This window comes from Alkalihalobacillus sp. R86527 (assembly GCF_042466185.1).
Lineage (GTDB): Bacteria > Bacillota > Bacilli > Bacillales > Guptibacillaceae > Guptibacillus.
This window is the reverse complement of record NZ_JAXHBW010000001.1, coordinates 3,074,014-3,092,473: the sequence shown is the minus strand read 5'-3', so window position 1 is coordinate 3,092,473 and position 18,460 is coordinate 3,074,014. Positions and strand designations below refer to the sequence as shown.

At 41.2% G+C, this 18,460-nt stretch carries 22 protein-coding genes; 19 read left to right on the top strand and 3 right to left on the bottom strand.

Going from position 1 to position 18,460, the window contains the following annotated elements; genetic code table 11:
- The first annotated feature begins 77 nt into the window (after positions 1–77).
- The 12 genes from SJY16_RS16130 to SJY16_RS16075 all read left to right on the top strand — a co-directional run bounded on the left by SJY16_RS16130 (position 78) and on the right by SJY16_RS16075 (position 10,892).
- Positions 78–542: a GNAT family N-acetyltransferase gene (locus tag SJY16_RS16130; protein WP_377890752.1), complete on the top strand. Its 465-nt coding sequence runs from the start codon at positions 78–80 to the stop codon at positions 540–542.
- A gap of 68 nt (positions 543–610) precedes the next feature.
- On the top strand, positions 611–1,513 hold the full coding sequence (locus SJY16_RS16125) for a phosphotransferase (protein ID WP_377890750.1): 903 nt from the start codon (positions 611–613) through the stop codon (positions 1,511–1,513).
- A 19-nt stretch (positions 1,514–1,532) separates the two neighbouring features.
- Positions 1,533–2,276: a phosphorylase family protein gene (locus tag SJY16_RS16120; RefSeq protein WP_377890748.1), complete on the top strand. Its 744-nt coding sequence runs from the start codon at positions 1,533–1,535 to the stop codon at positions 2,274–2,276.
- Between the two features lie 150 nt (positions 2,277–2,426).
- On the top strand, positions 2,427–3,851 hold the full coding sequence (locus tag SJY16_RS16115) for a sodium/glutamate symporter (protein ID WP_377890746.1): 1,425 nt from the start codon (positions 2,427–2,429) through the stop codon (positions 3,849–3,851).
- Positions 3,852–4,356: 505 nt separating this feature from the next.
- Positions 4,357–4,683, top strand: coding sequence for a YnfA family protein (locus tag SJY16_RS16110; protein WP_377892300.1), 327 nt, complete (start codon positions 4,357–4,359; stop codon positions 4,681–4,683).
- 242 nt (positions 4,684–4,925) lie between these two features.
- The gene (locus SJY16_RS16105; protein ID WP_377890745.1) at positions 4,926–6,038 is read left to right on the top strand and encodes a beta-propeller fold lactonase family protein; all 1,113 of its coding nucleotides are present in this window, start codon (positions 4,926–4,928) and stop codon (positions 6,036–6,038) included.
- A gap of 160 nt (positions 6,039–6,198) precedes the next feature.
- Positions 6,199–7,428, top strand: coding sequence for a dicarboxylate/amino acid:cation symporter (locus tag SJY16_RS16100; RefSeq protein WP_377890743.1), 1,230 nt, complete (start codon positions 6,199–6,201; stop codon positions 7,426–7,428).
- A gap of 168 nt (positions 7,429–7,596) precedes the next feature.
- Positions 7,597–7,998 (top strand): HIT family protein, encoded by a 402-nt coding sequence (locus SJY16_RS16095; RefSeq protein WP_377890741.1) that lies wholly within the window; start codon positions 7,597–7,599, stop codon positions 7,996–7,998.
- A 51-nt stretch (positions 7,999–8,049) separates the two neighbouring features.
- The gene (locus tag SJY16_RS16090) at positions 8,050–9,177 is read left to right on the top strand and encodes an alpha/beta hydrolase-fold protein (protein WP_377890739.1); all 1,128 of its coding nucleotides are present in this window, start codon (positions 8,050–8,052) and stop codon (positions 9,175–9,177) included.
- Positions 9,178–9,352: 175 nt separating this feature from the next.
- Positions 9,353–9,835: a DUF2975 domain-containing protein gene (locus tag SJY16_RS16085; RefSeq protein ID WP_377890737.1), complete on the top strand. Its 483-nt coding sequence runs from the start codon at positions 9,353–9,355 to the stop codon at positions 9,833–9,835.
- Between the two features lie 10 nt (positions 9,836–9,845).
- Positions 9,846–10,061 (top strand): helix-turn-helix domain-containing protein, encoded by a 216-nt coding sequence (locus SJY16_RS16080; protein WP_377890735.1) that lies wholly within the window; start codon positions 9,846–9,848, stop codon positions 10,059–10,061.
- A gap of 6 nt (positions 10,062–10,067) precedes the next feature.
- The gene (locus SJY16_RS16075; protein ID WP_377892298.1) at positions 10,068–10,892 is read left to right on the top strand and encodes a DUF817 domain-containing protein; all 825 of its coding nucleotides are present in this window, start codon (positions 10,068–10,070) and stop codon (positions 10,890–10,892) included.
- 4 nt (positions 10,893–10,896) lie between these two features.
- On the opposite strand, the gene SJY16_RS16070 is transcribed toward SJY16_RS16075, so the two are convergent.
- The gene (locus tag SJY16_RS16070; RefSeq protein ID WP_377890733.1) at positions 10,897–11,370 is read right to left on the bottom strand and encodes a GyrI-like domain-containing protein; all 474 of its coding nucleotides are present in this window, start codon (positions 11,368–11,370) and stop codon (positions 10,897–10,899) included.
- A gap of 323 nt (positions 11,371–11,693) precedes the next feature.
- Here SJY16_RS16070 and SJY16_RS16065 point away from each other — a divergent pair, with 323 nt between their 5' ends.
- The 5 genes from SJY16_RS16065 (at position 11,694) to SJY16_RS16045 (ending at position 14,822) form a co-directional block, all read left to right on the top strand.
- A complete protein-coding gene (locus SJY16_RS16065) occupies positions 11,694–12,065 on the top strand; it encodes a GntR family transcriptional regulator (RefSeq protein ID WP_377890732.1) in 372 nt (123 codons plus the stop codon).
- Positions 12,066–12,069: 4 nt separating this feature from the next.
- Entirely contained in the window at positions 12,070–12,927 is an 858-nt protein-coding gene (locus SJY16_RS16060) for an ABC transporter ATP-binding protein (protein ID WP_377890730.1), read from the top strand.
- Complete coding sequence (locus SJY16_RS16055; protein ID WP_377890728.1) at positions 12,928–13,533, top strand: ABC-2 transporter permease; 606 nt, start codon at positions 12,928–12,930, stop codon at positions 13,531–13,533. It abuts the gene before it with no gap.
- Between the two features lie 207 nt (positions 13,534–13,740).
- On the top strand, positions 13,741–14,067 hold the full coding sequence (locus SJY16_RS16050) for a PadR family transcriptional regulator (protein WP_377890726.1): 327 nt from the start codon (positions 13,741–13,743) through the stop codon (positions 14,065–14,067).
- Complete coding sequence (locus tag SJY16_RS16045) at positions 14,067–14,822, top strand: DUF1129 family protein (protein WP_377890724.1); 756 nt, start codon at positions 14,067–14,069, stop codon at positions 14,820–14,822. Before SJY16_RS16050 ends, SJY16_RS16045 begins: the two co-directional genes overlap by 1 nt.
- A 41-nt stretch (positions 14,823–14,863) precedes the next feature.
- Here SJY16_RS16045 and SJY16_RS16040 read toward each other — a convergent pair whose 3' ends face one another.
- Complete coding sequence (locus SJY16_RS16040; RefSeq protein WP_377890723.1) at positions 14,864–15,589, bottom strand: Bax inhibitor-1/YccA family protein; 726 nt, start codon at positions 15,587–15,589, stop codon at positions 14,864–14,866.
- Between the two features lie 51 nt (positions 15,590–15,640).
- Positions 15,641–16,084, bottom strand: coding sequence for a GNAT family N-acetyltransferase (locus SJY16_RS16035; protein WP_377890721.1), 444 nt, complete (start codon positions 16,082–16,084; stop codon positions 15,641–15,643).
- Positions 16,085–16,239: 155 nt separating this feature from the next.
- On the opposite strand from SJY16_RS16035, the gene SJY16_RS16030 reads away from it, so the two are divergent.
- Both SJY16_RS16030 and SJY16_RS16025 read left to right on the top strand, forming a co-directional pair.
- On the top strand, positions 16,240–16,716 hold the full coding sequence (locus SJY16_RS16030) for a hypothetical protein (protein ID WP_377890719.1): 477 nt from the start codon (positions 16,240–16,242) through the stop codon (positions 16,714–16,716).
- A gap of 137 nt (positions 16,717–16,853) precedes the next feature.
- The gene (locus SJY16_RS16025) at positions 16,854–18,434 is read left to right on the top strand and encodes a long-chain-fatty-acid--CoA ligase (protein ID WP_377890717.1); all 1,581 of its coding nucleotides are present in this window, start codon (positions 16,854–16,856) and stop codon (positions 18,432–18,434) included.
- Positions 18,435–18,460 lie beyond the last annotated feature (26 nt).

Below are 18,460 nucleotides of genomic sequence, written 5' to 3'. Positions count from 1 at the left end.
TTCTTCATTTGCGTACAGGTTTACTTTTTGAGAATAGACGGTTATAAGTAAAACACGGCAAATGAGGAGATTAGCATATGATCACGTTGAAAAAAATGACTGAAAAAGACTTTGAGGATTACCTTAGGTTCATGGTACCTGACTATTCAAAAGACATTTCAACGAACTTTAATGTTCCACATGAGAAAGCGTTAGAAGAGTCTCAAACGTTCTTTGAAGAAACATTTCCAGATGGTGTTGCGACAAAAGATCACTACTTGTACCTTGTTCATGATGCGAATACTGAATCGAAGCTAGGATTGTTGTGGTTCAATGTGAATGAGGAAACAAAGCTTGCGTACCTTTATCATATTTACATTGATGAACAATTTAGAGGTAAGGGGTATGGATCGAAGACACTTATGAAATGTGAAGAAGTTGTGAGAGAGATGGGAATGTCTTTTCTCGCTTTAAGTGTTTTTGGAAATAATGATCGAGCGATTCAGCTTTATCAGAAGAATGACTATCAACCTTCTTCGATTTCAATGAAGAAGAAGTTATAAGGATTAGGATGAAGCTGCTTGAGCAGCTTCATTTTCCTTTAATCTTGAACATCAAAAGGGGTGAAGCGATGAACACGCCAAATGCTTGGACGGAATATATTCATCTTGTTCCAGCTCTGAAGAATGCCGTTGTTTGGAAGTCGATACGACAGTGGTCACTTTCAGAAGTTTGGAGAGTAACAATGCCAGGTGGAAACACGATGATCGCGAAGAAAGGAATGGGTGAAAATTCGCGTGAGGCAGCCGTTTATCAACATCTCCTTCGTCCATTAAAAATCGAGTCACCTATCATCTACAACGCGATATCAGAAGGTTCCGTAGGGATCTTATTGATGGAAGATGTAAAAGGAAAAAGTGTTGAGGAGCATCCTGAAGAGCTTTATTTTATTGAAGCTGCCAGAAAGTTAGCTAGGATGAGAACCGAGGTTCGATCAAAACTTTCGAATAATTCTACAATCAAAGACGTCTTTTATTTGAAAAAGGATAAGCTGATCAACGATTTATTCTATATCAAGAAGCAACATCACGTATTAGAAATTAATCAGGACGTCATTCTTCAACATGCCCTAGACGTTCTTCCGAAGCAGTTGGAAGAGCTGTACAAACGCTTCCCCGTTACGATTACTCACAATGACTTTTATCCAAAAAACATGGTGAGAGTCAATAAGCAGGTAACGATCATCGACTGGGCGAATGCGAATCTGAGTCCACATCTTGGAGATTTATATTGTCTCCTATCTTCCGCAGAGGACTATGGTGTGAGCGCGAAAGAGCTGACAGATGCGTATCGCAACGAAGTCGAAGAAGAGCTCTCGGTTGATTTAGAATGGCAAATTACGATGGGCGGAATTTGCTGGACGATCTACATGGTTCGGTGGTTGATCGATCATGGTGCCGAAGCCATTCCGGAAGCGAAGGAATGGATACCAGATATGGTAACGGAACTTGATCGATTACTGCATTCATTATAGTCATGGCTTGGAGGTATTTATGAAGTTATACGGAGACTTTGAAAAAGCGGATTGGTTGGAAGCGATGGATATAAAAGCGAAAGACGTGCCCTGTGCCTTTATCCTTCACGGTGAATGGGAACATGAATGGAATCTATCAAGTTGGAAAGCGCTTCTTCAACACGAGCAGTGGCTACCAGATTGGAATTCAATTGTGGGTACTTATCGTGATCGACGGATTGGATTCGCGAATGTGTTTGGTGGACCGATTGCGGCTTCTGTCGCACATCGCTTTGCTGTTCTAGGAACACAAGTCTTCATTCAAACGGGTTACTTTGGTGGATTGTCTCACAGTGTCAGCTACGGAGATATCTTTATTGCGACGTCAGCCGTGATGGAAGATGGGGTGTCACACTGGTACTTGCCAAATCAGCAAACGGTTGAAGCTGATGAAGAACTCGTACAAGAAGCGATTCGGTACTGTGAAGAAAAGAACTACTCTTATGTAACCGGAAGGATCTTCACAACGGGAGCCATCCACGCTGAAACGAGCGCACTCGTTCAGGCTTGGGCAGAAGAGGGTCACATCGGTGTGGATATGGAGACCGCGACAACGTATGCGGTCGCGAAGAAATTTAATAGGAAAGCAATTAGTCTTCTTAATCTATCTGACCATATTATTAAGGGAGATACTCTTTATACGAATAACGAAGAGAGAGATACGTTAGAAGAGCAAACGGATGAAAGAATAAAAGAATTAGCCCTTCACCTTTCAAAATTCTAGAGTAGACTTTTCAGTTGGAGAAAATTGAAAAGTCTTTTTTTTTGGAAATACGTTTAACGGCTTTTTTTACGAGGAAGTAAAAATACAGGTTGTTATTACGAGAAGTATTTTCGATGCAGCTAGAATCTTGATGTAACGAGGTGGTTTATTTTGAGTCCGGAGCAAATAGGGTTTGCGCTATTATATATAGGTGTCTTTCTTCTTATCGGAAAACTCATACGTGTTAAAGTGAAAATTTTGCAAGATCTCTTTTTACCAGCATCCATTATCGGTGGCTTTATCGCTCTACTACTAGGGCCACAGGTTCTTGGTAAATTAGTCGGTCCATTCGTTTCTGAAGGACACTTCTTAAACAATGGAATCATGACTCAAACAATTATTGAAGTGTGGGCAGCACTCCCAGGTCTGATGATCAACGTCGTGTTCGCTTCTTTATTCCTTGGAGCAGCGATGCCAAAGCTTAAAGATGTGTGGACATACGGTGGACCTCAGTTAGCCTTCGGTTGGGCGATCGGCTGGGGACAATATGTAATCGGCTTATTAGTCGTCTTATTAATCCTCACACCATTCTTCGATATTCCAGCGATGGCAGGTGCGCTCATTGAAGTAGCCTTCGAGGGTGGACATGGTACAGCAGCCGGAATGGCGAGTACGTTCGAAGAGCTTGGCTTCTCTGAGGCATTCGACCTTGCGATTGGACTCGCGACAGTCGGGGTATTGTCAGGTGTCATTTTCGGAATTATCCTGATCAACTGGGCAGTAAGAAATAAGAAAACAGAAGTGATCAAAGATGTAGATGGTTTCTCTGAACTACGTAAAAGTGGAATCATGGAATATCAAAACAGAGAACCAGCTGGGAGAATGACGCTTCGACCTGAATCGATCGAGCCACTATCTTTCCATTTAGCGATCATCATGGTTTCGATTTTGATAGGTTGGTTGATTCTACAAGGATTAATTGGACTTGAAACTATCACGATTACACAGTGGACAGGTTCAAGCTTCATGAAGTATATCCCACTATTCCCGATCGCAATGTTCGGCGGGATTATTCTACAGATCTTCTTTAATAAAAACGATAAGTACAACCTGGTTGATCGTCGTATGATCAATCGTATTCAGGGGCTTGCGTTAGACCTCTTGATTATTTCAGCGATTGCAACAGTATCTCTGGAAGTAATCGGTGATTATCTCGTGCCATTCTTGATTCTAGCTGTAGCAGGAATCTCCTGGAACTTATTCGGATTCCTATTCCTTGCACCGAAAATCATTCCGAACTATTGGTTTGAACGAGGAATCGGTGACTTTGGTCAATCGATGGGTGTAACGGCAACGGGTCTTCTTTTGATGCGTATCGTGGACCCTGATAATGAATCACCTGCGTTTGAAGCGTTTGGTTATAAGCAACTCGTGTATGAGCCGTTCCTTGGTGGTGGTCTCGTTACCGCACTCTCGGTTCCATTCATCGCAGGAGTAGGGCCGTGGGCAGGACTCATCCTCGCGCTATGTATGACGGCGCTCGGTATCTTTTCTGGAATCTTTTATTTCGGAAGAGGGAAGCATAAGAAGGAATAGAACAAACAATAAGGAAGCTGCCTTTAGGTAGCTTCCTTATTGTGTCGAGAAAGTCTTAAGGACCATCTGCCATGGTAAGGTGGTGATTTCCGCTTCAGGATGCTCGCTTTCCGCGGGGAGGGCGGTGAGCCTTCTCAGCGCACAAAACCGTTGCGCCTCCGGGGTCTCACCTGTCCCGCACATCCCGCTGGAGTCGAGCATCCTTCCGCTCCAATTTCCATTTTCGTGTATGATTACGAGAAAAAACAAAGCTATTAAAACAACTGCTCGAGAATGAGAGCAGATGTCTACGTAATCATTATCGGTCGGAAAGTTTGCTGGCATTAACCCCAACTTAGTAGGAGTGAATACCAGTTGACTATCCAAAAGGAAGCTGCCTTTAGGTAGCTTCCTTTTGGATAGCGAGAATGATTATTAGAAGAATGGTAGAGTATAGTAAAAGGAAATTAGATTGCATGTTAGGCATTCAACGTAAGGAATAGGATTGTATAAGGAAGTGATTGATGTGTTCAGTGCACTACTATTATTCATCCTTGCAGGCATTGCTGAAATTGGTGGAGGGTATCTCATCTGGCTGTGGTTACGAGAAGGGTACCCTTCCTATTACGGCGTGATCGGTGGGATAACCCTTGCCCTTTATGGCGTGATTGCAACATTTCAAGCCTTTCCGTCATTTGGACGTGTCTATGCAGCGTATGGGGGAGTGTTTATTATTCTCTCCGTCCTTTGGGGGTGGGGTGTAGATCAAAAGACGCCAGATTTGTATGATTGGATAGGGGCTGGGATTTGTATGATCGGAGTGTCCGTCATGCTGTTCGGTCCGAGAGGGTAATAAGTTGATATGAACGAAAATGAGTCACGAATCGGTTATAGATTCATGGCTCTATTTTTTTAGTTATGAATCTATTTCGGATATCGAACGAATAGAGACCCAAACCGTTAAGAGATTTCGAGCATAAATTATAGATAAGAAGAAATTTTAAATAAGAAAGAAGGTGAAATAAAATGACGTGTTCTTCTAACGGTTCTTCTTCCTGTCTTTGTCACATATTTAGTCGACTCCAGTCAGGAGAAGTGGTTACAGTAGTTTTCGATGGGACAACTACTGCTATTGAAATTACATTTCTTTCGTTTGATCCTAGGACGGGAATGGTTACGTCTTTAAGAGACGGCAACACATTTTTGTTTTGCTGTAGAGATGCAGTAGGCTTTAATTTCCCGGTCCCACCTCCACGATTACCTATTGGGATTGTGACTGAATTTAATAGTAACAGATTCACAATTTTTGATACCGACACCTTAACTATACTTGAACAAATCGATAATCCTGCTCTAGACTATATTGACGTTGCTATTACGAGGGACTGCAAGAGTGCTGCTCTAACCGCATTTAATAGCCAAAGCGTCGTACAACTAGATTTAACTCAAGATCCTCCACAGGTCGTTGATGTTGTGGCAACTCCTTTAAATGCAGAAGACGTAGATATGACACCGGATAATCGGTTTGCTGCAATCGTTGATGGTGGAGGTGTACAAGGAATCGTATCTTATGGTTTGGCCGATCAAGCGATCGTAAATGCGATACCGGGTCTTAGTCTTCAAGCTGTAGCCGTATCGCAGACGGGGAACGGGCTTGTTCTAGGAGCGGATTTTTTTGGTAATCAAATCAGAGTATTATCGATTGATAGTGCCGGAATCATAGTAGATACGGGCACAACCGTAAATACAGGAGGAAATGGACCAATCAACATTACTTTCCACCCAAGTGGAAAATTTGCATTTGTTGCTAACTTACGTAGTAACGATATTGCAGTATTTGATACAACTAATCCGACTCTACCAGTATTGCTCACTAATATTCCGACGAGTACTAATCCTCAAACGATCGTTGTTTCTAAAAACGGAAAGAACGTATTTGTTTTGACGGCTTCCGGTGGAGCTGTGGTAACTGAGTATGCTTTTACACCTAGCGCTCCGTTCCTAACTCCTGTTCAATCTTTTTCGACTGGTCTAGGGACCAGCGCCTATTTTGGAGTAGATCAAATGGCTTTGGATGTGACGCAAAAGAAACTCCTTGTTTCTGCATCTGCTAGTCAGGTTCTTGCAGCTTTCGGAACGGATGGTACATCTCTCGGAACTATTCCGGGTGTGCTAGCTAATGGTGGAGTAGCAACCTGTTTGCGATAGTGAAAAAATGATATGTTGAAGAGCTGGATGCAGAAGTACTCATCCACGCTCTTTTTTTGTTCAAGCCCAACCCATTGACTTTCAATAGAATGTAAGGTATCTTTATTTCCTAGTAAATTCATAGGACTAATATTAGTTTGTTTACAAGGGGAGAAAGGGAATGACGAATTTATTTCGAGGCTATCTTGATGCCTCATTAATAGTGAAGATAACACTTGCACTTATATTAGGAATAATCGTAGGTTTTGTATTTGGTGAAGATGCTGCTGTTCTTGCGCCGTTTGGCGATTTGTTACTTAATCTTCTGAAGTTCCTCATCATACCACTCGTCCTCTTCACATTGATCGTTGGTGTTAACCAAACGAAACTCGGTGATCTAGGTCGTAAGGGTGGAAAGGTATTTAGTTATTATGTGATTTCTAGTGCGGTTGCAATGATCGTCGGAATCACTGTCGCGAGCCTGTTTAATCCTGGCGAAGGGTTAAGCATCAATCCGAACGAAAGCGTTGAGGTGCCAGAAAATCCTGGTGTTGTGAGCGTGCTATTGAACATCGTTCCAACGAATATCGTCAATGCGTTCAGTGAGATGAACCTTCTTGGTATCATCTTTACAGCTCTCGCATTCGGGATTGCGATCTCTGCGCTAAGAAGTGCGAAGGAAACGGCTGAGCTAGGTGAACACCTTTATAAAGTTGTTGATGGATTAAATGAAGCGACCTTCAAAATCATGAATGTTGTTCTTCAATACGTACCGATCGGAATCTTCGCGATTATTGCAAAGACGATTGGTAACCAGGGCCTCGATACGATTCTTTCACTAGGAAACATGATTGTGGTCTTATACATTGCACTTGGTGTTCAGGTAGGAATCTACCTGATCGCGATGCTGTTTTTCAAAGTGAAGCCGGGCGAGTTTTTCTCGAAGGCTCGTACACCAATGATTACAGCTTTTGTAACACAAAGTAGCTCAGGGACGCTTCCAATTACGTTAAACGCGGCAAGAGGGCTTGGCATTTCAAAGAGTCTCTATAGCTTCAGTTTACCGCTAGGCGCAACGATTAATATGGATGGCGCAGCAATTCGAATTGCGGTTTCCGCTGTGTTTGCTGCTAATGTTGTTGGTACACCGCTCAGCTTTCCTGACATGGTCGCGATCGTCCTTGTTGGAACGCTCGCTTCAATCGGAACAGCTGGTGTTCCTGGAGCAGGGATCATCATGATCGCAACGGTCTTCTCACAAGTTGGTTTGCCGATGGAAACCGTGGCGTTACTAACGGCTGTTGATGCGCTTGTCGGAATGGGTGCAACTGCCCTTAACGTGACAGGAGATCTTGTTGGTTCAAAGGTAATCGATCGTACTGAAAAAAAGAATGAAGCAAACACTGCTTGATTAATAGAAAGACCAGGAGTATCGTAGGATAATCCTGGTCTTTTTTCGTGCTCAGAAATTAGAGTGGACAGATACTAGTACGATACCTACAATCAAGCTAGATATCTGTTTTATTTAGAGGGTTTTAGTTATGAGCTATCGAATTTTTTTAAGTGGAGGGGGATGCTGATGTACAAAAAAGATTGTCCATTTTGCAATCCATATCGTGATGTGAGCCAAACGATCGTGTTCGAAACGGAAACCTGTTATTTTCTTCAGCACGACAATGAACAAAGAGTGTTGAAGGGTTCTGGTGTAATTGTCCCCAAAAAGCATAGAAGCGATCCTTTTGATTTAACAGAAGAGGAATGGCTTGATACATATGCGCTCTTAAACCGAGCGAAGGCCTACCTCGATGAACGTTTTTCACCTGATGGCTATTCTGTTGGCTGGAATGTGGGAGAGGTTTCTGGTCAGTTCATCCCACATAGTCACCTTCATGTGATTCCGAGACATATGGATGAACCACTTGCGGGGAAAGGAATCCGTTATTGGTTGAAGCAGGATGATAATAAACGGAAGAGAAAGTAACAAATTCACCCGCACCCTCAAGGATGCGGGTGACGAGTGTGGGGGGATGTTATGAATATAAAAGAAATACAAAGTCCTTATATCAAGGAAATCAATATCGATTACCTAAAGTCACTGGATACCCCAATTGTGAATAGCGTTGATGACGGAATTGAAGTTCATTTTATATACATTGGTAACGATAAGACTTCATCAGTGCACGTATTAGGTAGTTTCCCAGGTTGGGAGTTACAGAAAGGTGAAATGACGAGAATCGAAGGTAGTGAGATCTGGGTGAAATCTTTTCTCACACGCACTTCCTTCGCAAGCACATACTATTTTTCGGTGAATGATGAATATGGAGACAACTGGGGAGAAAGGTTTAAACACTTGATGACGGACCCGTTAAACCGTAAGAAGATGGTGTTTTCTGAATCGCCTGATGGTATATCTACAGAGTTATCTTATGTAGAGGCGAATGAGTACCTTTCTTCAATGTCGTTACCCACTGAGAATCATAAACTATATAAAGAAGTGTTCAAAAGTGAGTTGTTGCATAACGAACGGGACATATGGATCTATGATCCGATTGAAACCAATGAGATTCCAAAGAATGTAGTGATTGTATTCGATGGTTTTCAATATACAGAGGCTATCCCAGTACCTACGATGATCGACCATTTATATGAAGAAGGAAAATTGCCTCCAACCGTCATGATCGGAGTGGATAGTCCTGATCGTTTTGCTGAATTTAATGGGAATGAGCGGTTCACACAGTTTATCTCAGATGAATTATTACCCTGGGTACATCGTCGGTTTAAAGTGAGTCGAAATCCAAAAGATATCGCGTTATGTGGAGCGAGCTTAGGTGGATTGGCGGCATTTTATAGTGTATTAACGCGTTCAGACCTTTTTGGTAATGTGATCTCTCAATCAGGTTCATTCAATCACAAGAAAATAGAGGATGAATATTGGGCAGTACATTACATAGAGACCGAGGCAAAGCACCCTGTGCGGATTTATATGAATGCAGGAAGATTAGAAATGGACGCATTGCAAGATGCGAATAAACAAACTCATCAGGCGCTTATGAGAAAAGACTATGACGTTACGTACGAAGTGTTTAATGGTGGACATGATGTGCTTTGGTGGCGTGAAACGTTTCTAAGGGGACTCGAATCCATATTCAGCGATAAGTGAGAGATAATGGAGGCTCATTCCAATATGGAATGAGCTTTTTTTTATGAAATGGTCGAGAAATGAGGTGGGTTTGAATACCTTAACAATAAAATCATATTATAAAATGATAAGTATTTATTGAAAAACGATAAATGATAGGTTATATTCAACATAACAAACAAGCGAGGTGTATCGAATGAAACTGGGTTCAACGAATTTCTTGAGGGTGGTTGTTTACTTTATTGGAGTAGGTGTACTGGCACTTTGTATTTTTGCTATTCCATCGATCATTACTGAAGCAAAACGAAGTCAAACAGATATGGTTTCTTTTCTCTATCCATTATTCATAGGGATGTACGTGGCCGCGATTCCGTTCTTTATCGCACTTTATCAGGCTCTAAAACTTCTAAGCTATATCGATAAAGATCATGCTTTCTCAGACTTATCTGTAAAGGCATTGCGAACGATTAAGTTTTGCGCAGCTACGATTAGCGTGGTGTATGTATTCGTTATGCCATTCTTTTATTTTGTCGGACAAATGGAGGATGCACCTGGTGTTATCGTAATCGGGATGATCATTATCTTTGCTTCTCTTGTAATCGCAGTGTTTGCAGCAGTTCTCCAAAAATTATTAAAGAGTGCGATCGAAATCAAATCTGAAAATGAATTAACGGTTTGAGGTGAATAACATGGCGATTATTATCAACATCGATGTGATGTTAGCGAAAAGGAAAATGAGTGTAACTGAACTTTCGGAGAGGGTAGGGATCACGATGGCGAATCTATCGATTTTGAAGAATGGAAAAGCGAAGGCAGTTCGGTTTTCTACACTTGAGGCGATTTGTGAAGCGTTAGAATGCCAGCCTGGTGATATTTTGGAATATAAAAATGAAAAGGACAAATAGGAGATGATGGAACCACTTAAACAACTCGTTCGTTTCGGGTGGGCGCAAGCTCTATCTTGCCTGTTTCCTGTTGTCATCTTCGCTTCCTTAGCGATAACGAAATTCGTACCTCTTCCACTTTTACCAATATATGACTGGCTTCTTCTCATCTGTCTCCTGATGCAGTGGTGGATGATTCGCTCAGGTCTTGAAACACGCGATGAATTGAAAGTTATTACGTTGTTTCACCTTATCGGTCTTGCTTTAGAGCTCTTCAAGGTTCACATGGGGTCATGGTCGTATCCAGCGGAAGGGTATTCTAAAATCTTTGGAGTGCCTTTGTATAGCGGGTTTATGTATGCAAGTGTCGCGAGTTATCTTTGTCAGGCGTGGAGAAGGCTTAGCGTAGAACTAGTAGAGTGGCCATCATTTTGGGTAGTCGTTCCGCTAGCCGCAGCAATCTATTTGAATTTCTTCACTCATCACTTTTGGATCGATATACGCTGGTGGTTGTCAGCGCTTGTCATCATTGTCTTTTTTCAATCATGGGTCAGATACGAAGTTGGAGGGAAGAAATATCGAATGCCGATTGCGCTTTCTTTTGTACTTATCGGTTTCTTTATTTGGATCGCCGAAAACATCGCTACTTTTTTTAGTGCATGGGAATATCCGAATCAGAGAGAGGCCTGGAGTCTCGTTCATCTTGGGAAAGTCAGTTCATGGTTGTTATTAGTAATCGTGAGTTTTCTGATCGTGGCAACGTTGAAGCTTGTTAAAGGGAGAAGTTCCACTAAGCCAACAGTCGCTCCCGCTAAGGTCCGGGTGAATTCCTCAGTGGCAAAAACTCGTTGATGATTTACTTTTCTTTAAGAGGGACCATGAAATAGAGTGACGTATGTTCGTCCTCGTGATTAAAAGATTCCGGATAATATTCGAAGCAATACGAAAGGTCAGCAATACTATCTGAATTGTTTCGTACAAAATCATAGACAAACTGAATTTCTCGATCTTTGTCCTGAAAGCTGATTTCGAACGACAAGTATGTTCCTTTTGGAATGACGATTTTATCAAAATCGCTCGTTTCACCGAATTCTGTTACTTCACATGCTGCCGTGTACGCATAATTAGAATGTTGCGTACGCTCCATATATCCAATTGCTTCTTCCTTCTGAACAAGGTGACTAACATGACGATTCATGAATTGTTCTGAGAATGTCATCCAGAAGGACGGGAGATCGACTTCCTCTAAACGTTGAGGGGATAAGGAACCAGGATAGGTTAGCCCCACATAATAACGATCTGCTTTAAAATCGATCTTTTTGTAATCCATTGGAACGCCTCCTTATCAAAAGTATGTTTCTTCTCAATCATATCATTTTTTGATGTGGGGTTTGTGAGATGTATATGTACTAACAAAAGTACCGTATAGAAACTTCAGTAAAGCAATCTAAACAGATGAAACTGATATGAAATCGTAATCAACAATAACCTTATTATAAAAGAACATGCTTTGAGAGTATTCAAAACATGTTCTTTTTATATGTAAAAATATCCAATTAAATATTGCAAGAGGGTAAAAGCTGTGTATATAATGTATATAGAGTATATATACATTATGTCGCGAGAGCGAGAATATAAAAAAGAGGGATTTGCATGCAAATAATTATCTCCAATAAATCTAAGGAGCCGATATATGAACAAATTACGAATCAAATTAAAACTTCTATATTAGCAGGTGAACTGAATGAGGGAACTGCGTTACCTTCAATACGTCAGTTAGCAAAAGACTTACATATTAGTGTAATAACTACGAAACGTGCCTATGATGAGCTTGAGAAAGCGGGATTTATCTACTCCATTGTAGGAAAAGGATCATTCGTTGCGGAACAGAACTTGGAGGTCATTAGAGAGAAAAAGCTTAAAGCCATTGAAGACCAGTTATCTACCGTAATAATAAATGGTCGTGAAATGGGGCTTTCGCTGGATGAACTACAAGAATTATTGATTACGTTATATGAGGAGTGAACGGATGAAGAATGTGGTTGAATTAAAAAATGCAACAAAGAAATTTAAGAGTTTCTCTGTTGAAAACATTGATTTACAAGTGAAGCAAGGCTTCATTACGGGCTTTATTGGAGAAAATGGAGCAGGTAAGTCGACGACGATAAAAATGATGATGAATCTATTAAAGCCTGATAATGGAGAAGTTAAAGTGTTTGGAATGGACTTCAAAACGCATGAAAAGGAGATAAAGGAACGGATTGGATTTGTGTACGATGGAAATGTTTTCTTTGAAGGATTGAACTTAAAAGATATAAAACGAATTGTAGGACCAGCTTACAAAAAATGGGATGATTCTTTATTTTATAACTATGTTGAACAGTTTGACCTACCTCTTAATAAAGCGATAAAAACCTTCTCAAAAGGAATGCAGATGAAAGCTTCCTTGGCTATTGCATTATCTCATGATGCAGAGTTAATTATTATGGATGAACCAACAGCTGGGTTAGATCCCAACTTTAGACGAGAGCTATTGCAACTTTTGCAAGAGATTATGATGGATGCTAAAAGAACTATTTTCTTCTCCACGCATATTACTTCAGATCTTGATCGCATTGCAGATTACATAGCATTTATCCAGAACGGAAAACTAGTATTTCATGAAACTTCTGAAGATATTTCTGAACAATATGCGATAGTAAAAGGCGGATTACAGCTTTTAGATAGAGACACAGAACAGGACTTTGTAAATATTTATCGTACATCAACAGGGTTTGAAGCCCTAACAGATAACGTTAATGCTGTTAAAAATACTTTTGGTGAAGGTGTTATCATTGAGCGAGCATCTCTGGAAGAGATCATGTATCATATGAAAGGAGCTAGGTGAATGTTCAATCTTATTAGACGTGATGTTATTTTACAGAAACGACAGTTACTGTTCTTTATTCCTTTTATATTATTTTTTATCGTTATGAATTCACACCCAGTTTTAACTTTTCTCGTAGCAAGTATCTTTATCCCTTTCAATGCTTATGCTTATGATGAAAAAGCTGAGGCAAACGTTTTATTGAATTCCTTGCCATATACGCGAAAGGAAATCATTGCTTCACGTTATCTCGGTGCAATTGTTTATATGATTCTAGCGATTGCATTATCGAGTCTTGCGTTATGGTTATTAGATAAACCGTTTACGATTAAGGATATCGCATTTGGGATCGGCTTGTTCTTATCATTTTCTGCGTTGACCTTTCCGATGTTCTATATTTTTAAGCAAGGTTATATATTTACAATTGTACTGATATCATTTCTTGTTTTGGCAGGTATTGGACCTTCAATCGTTTTATATTTGAAGGATAATTTAACGCCTTTAATAGATTTTTCTTTGAATCTGCCGTTACAGGCTTTATATACTGGAGCAGCACTAAGTGTGTTGACCGGTTATGTGATATCTTGGATTGTCTCCCAGGTTATTTATCAGAAAAAAGCTTTCTAACGGGGGTTGCATACTGTAAAAGGAAGTACAAGAATCGTTTTTTTTAATCTATTGATAACCATAGTATTAAGGAAATATATTGAAAAACCATTTGCATAACTGGAAAACTTAGGTATACTATAACTACATTGCAATGCAATGTAGTTATTTTTTATCCATCTACCTTGTATAACAATATAGATGGAACAAGAAACGGAGAGATGGAAGATGTCTTCGAGTCAAATTCTAAAAGGAATATTAGAAGGATGCCTGTTATCCATTATTGGAAAAGGTGAAACGTACGGGTATGAAATGATTGAAAAGCTGAATGAGTATGGATTTAACATGGTGAGAGAAGGAAGTATTTATCCTCTTTTGCTACGCATGAAGAAAGAGGGATTAGTCGTTACGTCACAAAAGCAATTACCATCTGGAGGTCCAAAGCGAAAGTATTATGCGTTGACGAGCGAGGGGGAAGAGGAGCTAGCGGCCTTCAAAGAAAAGTGGGAGTCACTATCAAAAAGCGTTGATCGCTTGTTAGAGGAGGAAGGGTAATGGGGTTATCTAGTCATAGTCAAGAATTCCTAGCTAATCTAAGACTCTATTTAATGTCGAGTGGTAAGAACGAAGAGGAGATCGAAAGCATTATAAGTGAACTAAACGATCATTTGCTTCAAGCAGAAAAAGCTGGGAAAGATGTAAGTGACATCATAGGAAAATCACCAAAGGAATACATGAAACAGCTTTCAAAGGAAATGCCGTTTGATCGAAAAGACATGCTGAAGTATAGTTTGATGGTTATGATGGGAGCAATTGCATTTCTCATGTTAGGCGATGTTATTCGAGGAGGCATCGAAGCTTCGCTGCTTCAACTCATTAGTTATCCGGTCATTATAATCAGTTATATAGGATTGATTTCACTAACGTTTCGGCGCCTTGCTACGTCTAGCGGAAATAAGACGCTGATGTGGACACTATTAGGCTTGGTCGGCGCAGTTCCGACTGTTCTCATACTAGGCATGCTTTTGTTAGATGATGTTGTTATGACACCTACGGTCACGTTTAATCCGACATGGAACATAATTTCAGCAGTAGTTGCAGTGCTTCTTATCATTGGATTATCCATTTGGACGAAAACATGGGTGATGATCATCATTGCGAGCATCGTTTTTCTTCCTGATTTGTTTTTAAAGGTAGCGGATTTTAAGGAAAGTACAGAAATAATCGCGTCAAGCCTTCTCATTTTCATCGGGATGGGTATTTATTTTCTTTTTATATGGAAGAAAGAGAAAAAACATGAGGCTATGTGATAGAGAAAACGCCCTGCAGTGACATGCAGGGCGTTCTTTTTCTATCTTCTTATTTTCTGTAAAAGTCTAAGAATCTCGATGTAAAGCCATACTAGTGTGACCATAAGACCAAACGCTCCGTACCATTCGAGGTATTTAGGTGCGCGGGCGTCGACGCCTCTTTCGATAAAGTCAAAGTCTAATACGAGATTAAGAGCTGCGACAGCAACGATGAAAACGCTGATGCCGATTCCGATCACACCGCTTGAATGCAAGTACGGCACTGTCGCGCTTGTAAACATGTTCAGTACAAGATCGATGATATAAACAACAAAGATGGCAAGTGTCGCAGAGACGACCATCAACCTGAAGTTCTTCGTTACTTTAATAATTCTTGCTGCATAGAGGAATAACAGCACGCCCATGACTGAAAACGTTAATGCTGCTGCCTGGATGACGATACCAGGAAACTTGTTTTCAAGGATGGCTGATAGCCCACCTACCGCGAATCCTTCTAGAGCTGCGTATATTGGACCGGTGATCGGTGCGGCTTTCTTAACAAACACCGTAATGAGAGCCATTACGAGTGCCCCGATTCCTCCGATCACCATCATCGTATAAATGTCTTCTCCTTGTGAGTAGCGATACCAGGTATAAAGAGCAGTACCAAGTAAGAAGAGAAAGAGTACGAAGGTCTTTCCAACAGTACCACCGAGTGTCATGGTGTCTCCTTGTTCACCGGTGTTCCGAAAGATGTCGTTCTTTAAAACAGGATTTCCGCTTCTCATTCTAGCCTTCCTTTCTATTGACGAAGTTTTCTTTTATTACGTAAATGTGAATCAAAATGTTTCAGAAAGTGCTTTTTTCATAAGGATATGAGGGATGCCGTCTTCCATGAACATGTCAGAAACCGTCTTATACCCAAGCTTGTGATAAAACGTTTCGGCTTGTACTTGACCATGTAGCTTAACTTTTGTGATTCCTTGTTTTGTGGCAAACTCTTCAAGCGTGTGAACGATCTTATTCCCGATTCCTCGTTTGCGATAGGAAGGAAGTATGCAAATGCGTTCAAGTTTCCCGTAGCCATCGTGAAGGCGCCACCTACCCGTTCCGACTGCGCGTTCTCCGTCTAAGATAAGAATATGCTCCGCGTCAGCTTGTAGACTGTCGAAGGCATCGTATTCTTCTTCTTCCGGAGTCCCCTGTTCGTCGATAAATACGGTTTTTCTTATCTCAAAAGCTTGCTTTAACTGCTCTTCTGATTCAATACGAATAGCTTTCATTCATTTGTCCCCTTTCCAACCTTCCTATCAAAAGTATAATGAAAATCAGCTGAAGATGAAAACAAAATGGATGGGCATGGAAGGTTTTGGATGATATGCAGTAGAAGATGAAAGATGGGGGTAAAGACGAATGGTTTCGAAAGGTGTGAAAAGAGATGAGAAGTTGGAGTTTAGTTCTTGGGTTACTCTTCGTTGTCTTAGCAGGGTGTACGTCGAATAAACAAGCCGTGACGATACCAGACGAGGCTCCGGAATATGTACAGGAAGAAGATTTTGAGGAGATCGACTGGGAAAAGAAAGCCGAGCCGTTTGGAAGTAGGAATATAATAGGGAATGAAAATAAATCTGGTGTCATCGGGATGGACCAACCGAGTTTAGAAGGTCAGAAATGGATGTGGCACCTATGGGGAGTGGAGGAGGCTGAGTTAACTGTTGTCGGTTACCACCGTGAGAGCGGAACTGTTCATCAGATTTTAGATGAAGCTTGGACGATTCCAGTGATGGGAGAAAACAACGGAGCGGATTCGCATGCACCGTCTTCTGTTAAAGTCCCGAAAAAGGGTGAATGGGCAATGTTGTTATACTTGGATGAGAAATTGTTCGATACGCTTGTTTATGAGATTGATGAATAGTAGGGAGAGCGGCTCACTATGAGTCGCTTTTTTTGTTGTTATAGTTTCTGTTTTACTATTTATGGTTGATATATAACAGTTGAATTATTAGAATAGTATGTAAACGCTTTAAATTCTCATAAGGGAGAGTAGATGTGATGAACGTACCGTTAGTGTTAACTGACTTTCTTGATCGAGCTGTCGACCTATATGGAGAAAAGCCTGCCATTATTGATGATGAGCGTGTTTTAACGTATAACGAGTTGAACAGCCGTGTGAACCAGCTGTCACGTGGACTCCAAGCACTTGGGATTGAAAAAGGCGATAAAGTAGCCTATCTCGCTCCAAATACGACCGAAATGTTAGAAGGGTTTTATGGTGTGTTCCAAGTAGGGGCGATCATGACGCCATTGAACACACGTCTCAAACCGACTGATTATCAATTTATTTTGGAACATAGTGAAAGTAAAGCACTCTTTGTAGATGAAGAGTTGTTTCCACTTGTTGAAAATGTGTTGCCGCTTCTTCCGAATCTTAAGCATGTGTTTGTTCACGGAAATGAGCAGGATGGTGGGCGTGCCTATGAGCCCTGGCTTAAGACGTTTTCAGATGAAGCTTTCGAACGGACAGAACTAGAGGAAGATGATATCGCATCGTTGTTATACACGAGTGGAACAACGGGAGATCCAAAGGGAGTCCTCTTAAGTCACCGTTCAAACTATCTGCATGCCATGTCCTCCATGCACCACCTTCGAGTAAGTGATCAAGATACACTTCTCCATGTTCTTCCGATGTTTCATGTGAACGGCTGGGGGTCGCCATTTTACTACACAGCAAACGGAGCTACGCAGGTGATGCTCAGGAAAACAGATCCTTCCCTTATTTTAGATAAAATCAAAAAGCATGGTGTTTCGATTCTACATATGGCGCCGACGGTATTGAATATGGTGATCGAGGCTTTCGAAGAAGAAAAGCCTGAAATCGAACAAGACGTCCGCGTGGTAATCGCAGGGTCAGCGCCACCTCCTGCTTTTGTGAGAAAAGTAGAAGAAGGCATTGGATGGAAGTTCATTCAGGTTTATGGCATGACTGAAATCTCACCGCTGATCACGACATCTGAACTGCGTTCGATGGACTTAGATCTACCGTCAGAAGAACGGTATCGCCTAAAAGCAAAAGCAGGGTATGCGATGATCGGAAGCAAAGTGAAAGTCTTTGATGAACTAGGCGATGAAGTTCCACATGACGGAAAAGCAATCGGTGAGATTGTGACCCGTACGAACGGAGTAATGGAAGGATACTATAAGAATCCAGAAGCAACCAATGCGGCAATCCGTGAGGGGTGGCTCTATACAGGAGATATGGCGGTGGTTGATGAAGGTGGAAATATCGAAATTGTTGATCGAAAGAAGGACGTGATCATTAGCGGTGGAGAAAACATTTCTTCTATCGAGGTTGAAGCGACGCTGTATGAACATCCTTCTATTCTAGAAGCTGCAGTCGTATCAAAACCGGATGAGAAATGGGGAGAGAGTCCGCATGCGGTTGTTGTACTTCGTGAAGGTGAGCTTTTAACGGAAGATGAACTGATCGCATTTTGCCGTGAAAAGCTTGCTCATTTTAAAGCACCGAAAAGTGTGTCGTTCATCGACGAACTTCCGAAAACGGCATCGGGAAAAATCCAGAAGGTCGTGATTCGAAAATCGTTTTGGAAGGATAAGAATAGATTAGTAAACTAGAGATCGAGGCATTTCCTATTGGGAAA